Below are 6,103 nucleotides of genomic sequence, written 5' to 3'. Positions count from 1 at the left end.
TCAATAGAATGCAAATGTCAGATTGCGATGCGCCTGTTAGGGCGCGGCTGGTAAGAGAGCCTTATAGGCGCAGATGAAAAACCCCCGGCTATGCCGGGGGATACTTATTATGCGTTTCTTTTACACTTCGATTTACTGCTGATGTTTACCTCTATTTGATGAGTAATAAGCATGGATAAAGAAAAATTAATTTGTTTGCTTATTATTTATCTAAGAATTAAATAAGATATTGTTTTTCGTATTTCAGGCTGATTAGGCATAATGCTGTGATAAATACTCACGGTATACTCAACAAGGACTTGACGGCGATTCGATGTAGTTTTAACGTCACACTTCTGAATATACCCTTCGTCTTTCAAGTTGCCTCTTTGTTGGCTGCGCTCACTCACCCCGGTCACATAGTTATCTATGCTTCCGGGGATTCGTTCCCTTGCCGCCACGATGCATCTTGAAATCCATTGGGTATAGAATATAGAACATTTTTAAATGTTTTTTGTTATTAGTGCCGATCGCATAAGGCTATTAATTTGCCATTTTGAATTTGGGCTATGTTCGAAATTTCATGTATTTCATATACGCCCCGATTTCTGTGTATAGTCCAGATTTAAACTGCCTGTAACAGTAGGTGCTTACTGAGATAGAATCTGAGTTGCAGTAATCTAATTTTATAATAAATCTTGCCCTGAATTTTTGATGAGGCAAAGTCTGAATTTGAAGGATGGTGTATTATATGGCTACCCCGATATTAACTAGTGATAACAGTGATATTGATTTAATGGAAAACCAACCATTTAATGAAACTGATCATGACATTTTAAAATCTTACGAAGCTGCTGTTGATGGCCTGGCTATGTTGATTGGTGGGCATTGTGAAATAGTTCTTCATTCACTGGAAGATCTTAAATGTTCAGCCGTCAGAATAGCTAATGGAGAGCATACAGGTCGTAAGATTGGTTCTCCGATTACTGATCTGGCATTGCGAATGCTGCATGATATTACGGATGAAGACAGTAGTGTTTCTAAAGCGTATTTCACACGGGCAAAAAGTGGTTCGTTGATGAAATCTATCACAATTGCTATCCGCAATCGCCAGCGTCGAGTCATTGGGCTTTTGTGCATCAATATGAACCTTGATGTGCCTTTCTCCGAAATTATTCAGACCTTTATCCCAGAAAAAACCCATGAAGTTGCTTCAAACGTTAACTTTGCTTCTTCTGTGGATGATTTGGTGGCACAAACGCTGGAATTCACTATTGAAGAAGTGAATGCTGATCGCAATGTTTCCAATAATGCGAAAAACAGACAAGTGGTACTGAATCTTTATGAAAAAGGTATTTTTGATATTAAAGATGCCATTAATCAGGTTGCTGATCGTTTGAATATCTCCAAACATACGGTATATCTCTACATTCGCCAGTTTAAAAATGGTGAATGTACTCAATCGGAGAAGTAATGTCGTCACTGTCTTATTGCCTGCTGGTCACTGGGCCAGCTTACGGTACTCAACAAGCCAGCAGTGCCTACCAATTTGCTCAGGCGTTAATCGCTTCAGGTCATAAACTGCATAGCGTGTTTTTTTATCGTGAAGGTGTCCAAAACGGTAATCAATTGGTCGCCCCTGCCAATGATGAATTTGATTTGGTCAGGGCCTGGCAGGCATTGGCAGTCCAACATCAGTGCAATCTGTTTATCTGTGTCGCGGCGGCATTGCGGCGCGGTGTCGTAGATGAACAGCAAGCCCGCGAATTAAATCTGCCTGCCGCTAATCTAGCTGAAGGGTTTGAGCTTAGTGGGTTAGGATCGTTGGCAGAAGCCATGATGTTGTGTGATCGTGTCATGCAATTTTAGCTTGAGGCAGTTTAGTTTAGGGAAATAATTAGGGGCCTCCGTGGATGTCAATGAAATAGCGGGTATTGATGAAAAAAATCGCTTTTGTTTTTACTGAAGCCCCTCATGGCTCTTCTGCCGGCAGGGAAGGTCTGGATGTACTGCTTGCGACGTCGGCATTGACTGAGCAGATTGGTGTATTTTTTATTTCTGATGGAGTATTCCAATTGCTGGCCAATCAGCAGCCGGACAAAGCCCTGAGCCGTGACTATATCTCAACCTTTAAGATCTTGCCTCTTTATGACATTGATAAATGTTATGTTTGCCTGGACGATCTGGTTATTCGAGGAGGCAGCCCAGCAAGCAATTTTGTGCTGGAAGCTGAATTTCTTTCCGCCACTGCAATTCGAGAATTGCTGGCGGGCTATGATTTTGTGTTGAAATTTTAATCTATTTCAGGCGGGTAACATGTTATATACTGTCAGTCGCTCACCTTACCATGATGACTTCAATGCAATGCTTGGCCTTGTATCTGATACAGATGATGTTCTATTGACTCAGAATGGTGTATTACTGGGCATCAATGATAATCGCTATTTGACTGAGTTAGCCCGTACAGGGGCAGGAATTTATATTTTGAAGGAAGACCTAGAGGCACGAGGACTGTTTGAACAGGTTTCAGACCGTGTAATGGTGATTGATTACAACGGCTTTGTTAGCTTAACGGTAAAACATCAGCAAAATTTTGCCTGGTAGATTAACGGGTAAATCTGAATTGTACTTTTCAGCTATTTTACCAGCATAGAAAAACTGTATATTTCTTGACACCTCGTCAAGTCAGCAATAAAATTCCGCGTCCTCTTGTTTTGTCATTATGACTGACAGAGGGTAAAATCCGTGTTTACGAAGCAAAAAAACCAGGAGCTTTTTTTATAATGGCAACTATTAACCAGCTGGTTCGCAAATCTCGTAGCTCGAAAGTTGTGAAAAGCAACGTTCCTGCTCTGGAAGCTTGCCCGCAAAAACGTGGCGTATGTACGCGTGTATATACCACCACTCCTAAAAAACCAAACTCCGCACTGCGTAAAGTATGCCGTGTGCGTTTGACTAACGGTTACGAAGTTTCTTCCTACATCGGTGGTGAAGGCCACAACCTGCAGGAACACTCCGTTATTTTGATCCGTGGCGGTCGTGTTAAAGACTTGCCAGGTGTGCGTTACCACACTGTTCGCGGTGCACTGGACTGTGCCGGTGTTAAAGACCGTAAACAAGGTCGTTCTAAGTACGGTGTGAAGAAGCCAAAGGCTTAATGGTTCTCCGTTAAGTAAGGCCAAACATTTTTCACTTTAATGTCAAAATAAACTCGTAGAGTTTTGGACAACCCTGAAATTCGAAACGGAGTATTTCCATGCCACGTCGTCGTGTAATTGGTCAACGTAAAATTCTGCCAGATCCAAAATTCGGATCTGACCTGCTGGCCAAATTTGTAAATATCCTGATGGTAGACGGTAAGAAGTCTGTCGCAGAAGCAATTGTATATGGTGCGCTTGAGACCCTGGCTCAGCGTTCTGGTAAAAATCATCTGGAAGCATTCGAGCTGGCACTGGATAACGTGCGCCCGACTGTGGAAGTTAAGTCCCGCCGTGTAGGTGGTTCTACTTATCAGGTTCCAGTTGAAGTTCGTCCGGTTCGTCGTAATGCTCTGGCAATGCGTTGGATCGTTGATGCTGCTCGTAAACGCGGTGATAAGTCGATGGCTCTGCGCCTGGCGAATGAATTATCTGATGCGGCTGAAAACAAAGGCGCTGCTGTGAAGAAACGTGAAGACGTTCACCGTATGGCAGAAGCTAACAAGGCGTTCGCACACTATCGTTGGTAATCCCTCGTTGGTAATCCCTTTGTTGGTAATCCATCGGCAGTGAATATGTTCTGGGTAGCTGTTTGGCTACCCGTTCTCTAAATTGAACGCCCACGAGAGAGGAAAAAATGGCTCGTAAAACACCCATAGAGCGCTACCGCAATATCGGTATCAGTGCCCACATCGACGCCGGTAAAACCACGACAACTGAACGTATTCTGTTTTACACAGGCGTAAACCATAAAATCGGTGAAACTCACGAAGGTTCAGCAACTATGGACTGGATGGAGCAGGAACAGGAGCGTGGTATTACCATCACGTCTGCTGCGACGACTGCATTCTGGTCTGGTATGGCTAAACAGTATGAACCACACCGTATCAACATCATCGACACCCCAGGACACGTTGACTTCACTATCGAAGTAGAACGTTCCATGCGTGTTCTTGATGGCGCAGTAATGGTTTACTGTGCGGTTGGTGGTGTTCAGCCTCAGTCTGAGACCGTATGGCGTCAGGCTAACAAATATAATGTTCCACGTATCGCGTTCGTTAACAAAATGGACCGTATGGGTGCGAACTTCCTGCGCGTTGTTGAGCAGATCAAAACTCGTCTGGCTGCTAACCCAGTTCCACTTCAACTGGCGATCGGTGCTGAAGATACCTTCACCGGTATTGTTGACCTGTTGAAGATGAAAGCAATCAACTGGAACGAAGCTGATCAGGGAACGACCTTCACTTATGAAGATATCCCTGCAGACATGGTTGAACTGGCTCAAGAATGGCATCAGAACCTGATTGAATCCGCAGCAGAAGCATCAGAAGACCTGATGGACAAATATCTGGGCGGTGAAGAGCTGACTGAAGAAGAAATCAAGGCAGCTCTGCGTAAGCGTGTTCTGGCTAACGAAATTATCCTGGTTACCTGTGGTTCTGCATTTAAGAACAAAGGTGTTCAGGCAATGCTGGATGCAGTTGTCGAATATCTGCCAGCACCAACAGACGTTGAGTCTATCAAAGGTGTTCTGCCAGACGGTAAAGATACTCCAGCAGAACGTCACTCTAGCGATGACGAGCCATTCTCTGCACTGGCGTTCAAAATCGCTACTGACCCATTCGTGGGTAACCTGACGTTCTTCCGTGTTTATTCTGGTGTTGTTAACTCTGGTGACACCGTACTAAACCCGATAAAAGAAAAAAGAGAACGTTTTGGCCGTATCGTACAGATGCACGCCAACAAACGTGAAGAAATCAAAGAAGTCCGCGCAGGCGACATCGCTGCTGCGATCGGTCTGAAAGATGTAACTACAGGTGATACTCTCTGTGACATGGGTTCTCCAATCATTCTGGAGCGTATGGAATTCCCAGAGCCAGTTATCTCTGTTGCTATCGAGCCAAAAACTAAAGCTGACCAAGAAAAAATGGGTATCGCTTTAGGTCGTCTGGCTCAAGAAGACCCATCATTCCGCGTAAGCAGTGATGAAGAGTCTGGTCAAACTATCATTGCAGGTATGGGTGAACTGCACCTCGATGTACTGGTTGACCGTATGCGTCGTGAATTCAACGTTGAAGCGAACGTAGGTAAACCTCAGGTTGCTTATCGTGAAACTATCCGTGCTTCTGTTGAGCAGGAAGGTAAACACGCTAAACAATCCGGTGGTCGCGGTCAGTTCGGTCACGTTTGGTTACGCATCGAGCCTCTGGAAGCAGGTGGTGCTGGTTACGAATTCGCGAACGAAATCGTCGGTGGTGTTATTCCTAAAGAATATATCCCAGGCGTTGACAAAGGCGTTCAGGAACAGCTGAAGAGCGGTGTTCTGGCTGGTTATCCAATCGTTGACATTAAGGTTGCCTTGTTCGATGGTTCTTACCATGATGTTGACTCCTCAGAAATCGCCTTTAAAATTGCTGCGTCCATGGCATTTAAAGAAGGTTTCATGAAAGCGAAACCAGTTCTGCTGGAACCTATCATGAAAGTTGAGGTGGAAACACCAGAAGACTACATGGGTGACGTCATCGGTGACTTGAACCGTCGCCGTGGTATGATCGATGGTATGGATGATGTAGCTACGGGCAAAGTTGTTCGTGCTCAAGTACCATTGTCTGAAATGTTTGGTTATGCTACTGACCTGCGTTCTCAGACCCAAGGTCGTGCTTCTTACTCCATGGAGTTCTTGAAGTACAACGAAGCGCCGAGCAACGTCGCTCAGGCTATTATCGAAGCTCGCAAATCTAGATAAGTTTTCGAGTTTACTATATTTTAGCTCCCTCTTCTCTGTGACGGGGGAGCGGTATTAAGGAATAGAGTCGTGTCTAAAGAAAAGTTTGAACGTTCAAAACCGCACGTTAACGTTGGTACTATCGGCCACGTTGACCACGGTAAAACTACCCTGACTGCTGCAATCACCACCGTTTTGGCGA

At 44.6% G+C, this 6,103-nt stretch carries 8 protein-coding genes; all 8 read left to right on the top strand.

Going from position 1 to position 6,103, the window contains the following annotated elements; translation table 11 throughout:
* Positions 1-730 precede the first annotated feature (730 nt).
* On the top strand, positions 731-1,453 hold the full coding sequence (locus PSI23_RS19930; protein ID WP_273556709.1) for a helix-turn-helix transcriptional regulator: 723 nt from the start codon (positions 731-733) through the stop codon (positions 1,451-1,453).
* Positions 1,453-1,848, top strand: coding sequence for a sulfurtransferase complex subunit TusD (gene tusD / locus PSI23_RS19925; RefSeq protein ID WP_273556708.1), 396 nt, complete (start codon positions 1,453-1,455; stop codon positions 1,846-1,848). Before PSI23_RS19930 ends, tusD begins: the two co-directional genes overlap by 1 nt.
* 68 nt (positions 1,849-1,916) lie before the next feature.
* Positions 1,917-2,276 carry a sulfurtransferase complex subunit TusC gene (gene tusC, locus PSI23_RS19920; protein WP_273556707.1) on the top strand — a complete coding sequence of 120 codons (360 nt, stop codon included), beginning with the start codon at positions 1,917-1,919 and terminating at the stop codon, positions 2,274-2,276.
* Between the two features lie 19 nt (positions 2,277-2,295).
* The gene (gene tusB / locus PSI23_RS19915) at positions 2,296-2,583 is read left to right on the top strand and encodes a sulfurtransferase complex subunit TusB (protein WP_273556706.1); all 288 of its coding nucleotides are present in this window, start codon (positions 2,296-2,298) and stop codon (positions 2,581-2,583) included.
* Positions 2,584-2,762: 179 nt separating this feature from the next.
* Positions 2,763-3,137, top strand: coding sequence for a 30S ribosomal protein S12 (rpsL, locus tag PSI23_RS19910; protein WP_010848548.1), 375 nt, complete (start codon positions 2,763-2,765; stop codon positions 3,135-3,137).
* A gap of 98 nt (positions 3,138-3,235) precedes the next feature.
* Entirely contained in the window at positions 3,236-3,706 is a 471-nt protein-coding gene (rpsG, locus tag PSI23_RS19905) for a 30S ribosomal protein S7 (protein WP_273556705.1), read from the top strand.
* Between the two features lie 107 nt (positions 3,707-3,813).
* Complete coding sequence (gene fusA / locus PSI23_RS19900; RefSeq protein ID WP_273556704.1) at positions 3,814-5,922, top strand: elongation factor G; 2,109 nt, start codon at positions 3,814-3,816, stop codon at positions 5,920-5,922.
* 69 nt (positions 5,923-5,991) lie between these two features.
* Positions 5,992-6,103, top strand: a 112-nt coding sequence (locus tag PSI23_RS19895) for a GTP-binding protein (protein WP_231310522.1), incomplete at its 3' end; no start/stop codon positions are given.

It is taken from the genome of Xenorhabdus yunnanensis (assembly GCF_028598805.1).
In the GTDB taxonomy this organism is placed as follows: Bacteria; Pseudomonadota; Gammaproteobacteria; order Enterobacterales; family Enterobacteriaceae; genus Xenorhabdus; species Xenorhabdus yunnanensis.
The sequence above is the reverse complement of the archived record's forward strand: the minus strand, read 5'-3'. Positions and strand labels throughout refer to the sequence as shown.

Excerpts from the sequence above, each read along its gene's own strand:
- PSI23_RS19930 (WP_273556709.1), top strand. The coding sequence starts at position 731 with ATGGCTACCCCGATATTAACTAGTGATAACAGTGATATTGATTTAATG.
- tusD (WP_273556708.1), top strand. The coding sequence starts at position 1,453 with ATGTCGTCACTGTCTTATTGCCTGCTGGTCACTGGGCCAGCTTACGGT.
- tusC (WP_273556707.1), top strand. The coding sequence starts at position 1,917 with ATGAAAAAAATCGCTTTTGTTTTTACTGAAGCCCCTCATGGCTCTTCT.
- tusB (WP_273556706.1), top strand. The coding sequence starts at position 2,296 with ATGTTATATACTGTCAGTCGCTCACCTTACCATGATGACTTCAATGCA.
- rpsL (WP_010848548.1), top strand. The coding sequence starts at position 2,763 with ATGGCAACTATTAACCAGCTGGTTCGCAAATCTCGTAGCTCGAAAGTT.
- rpsG (WP_273556705.1), top strand. The coding sequence starts at position 3,236 with ATGCCACGTCGTCGTGTAATTGGTCAACGTAAAATTCTGCCAGATCCA.
- fusA (WP_273556704.1), top strand. The coding sequence starts at position 3,814 with ATGGCTCGTAAAACACCCATAGAGCGCTACCGCAATATCGGTATCAGT.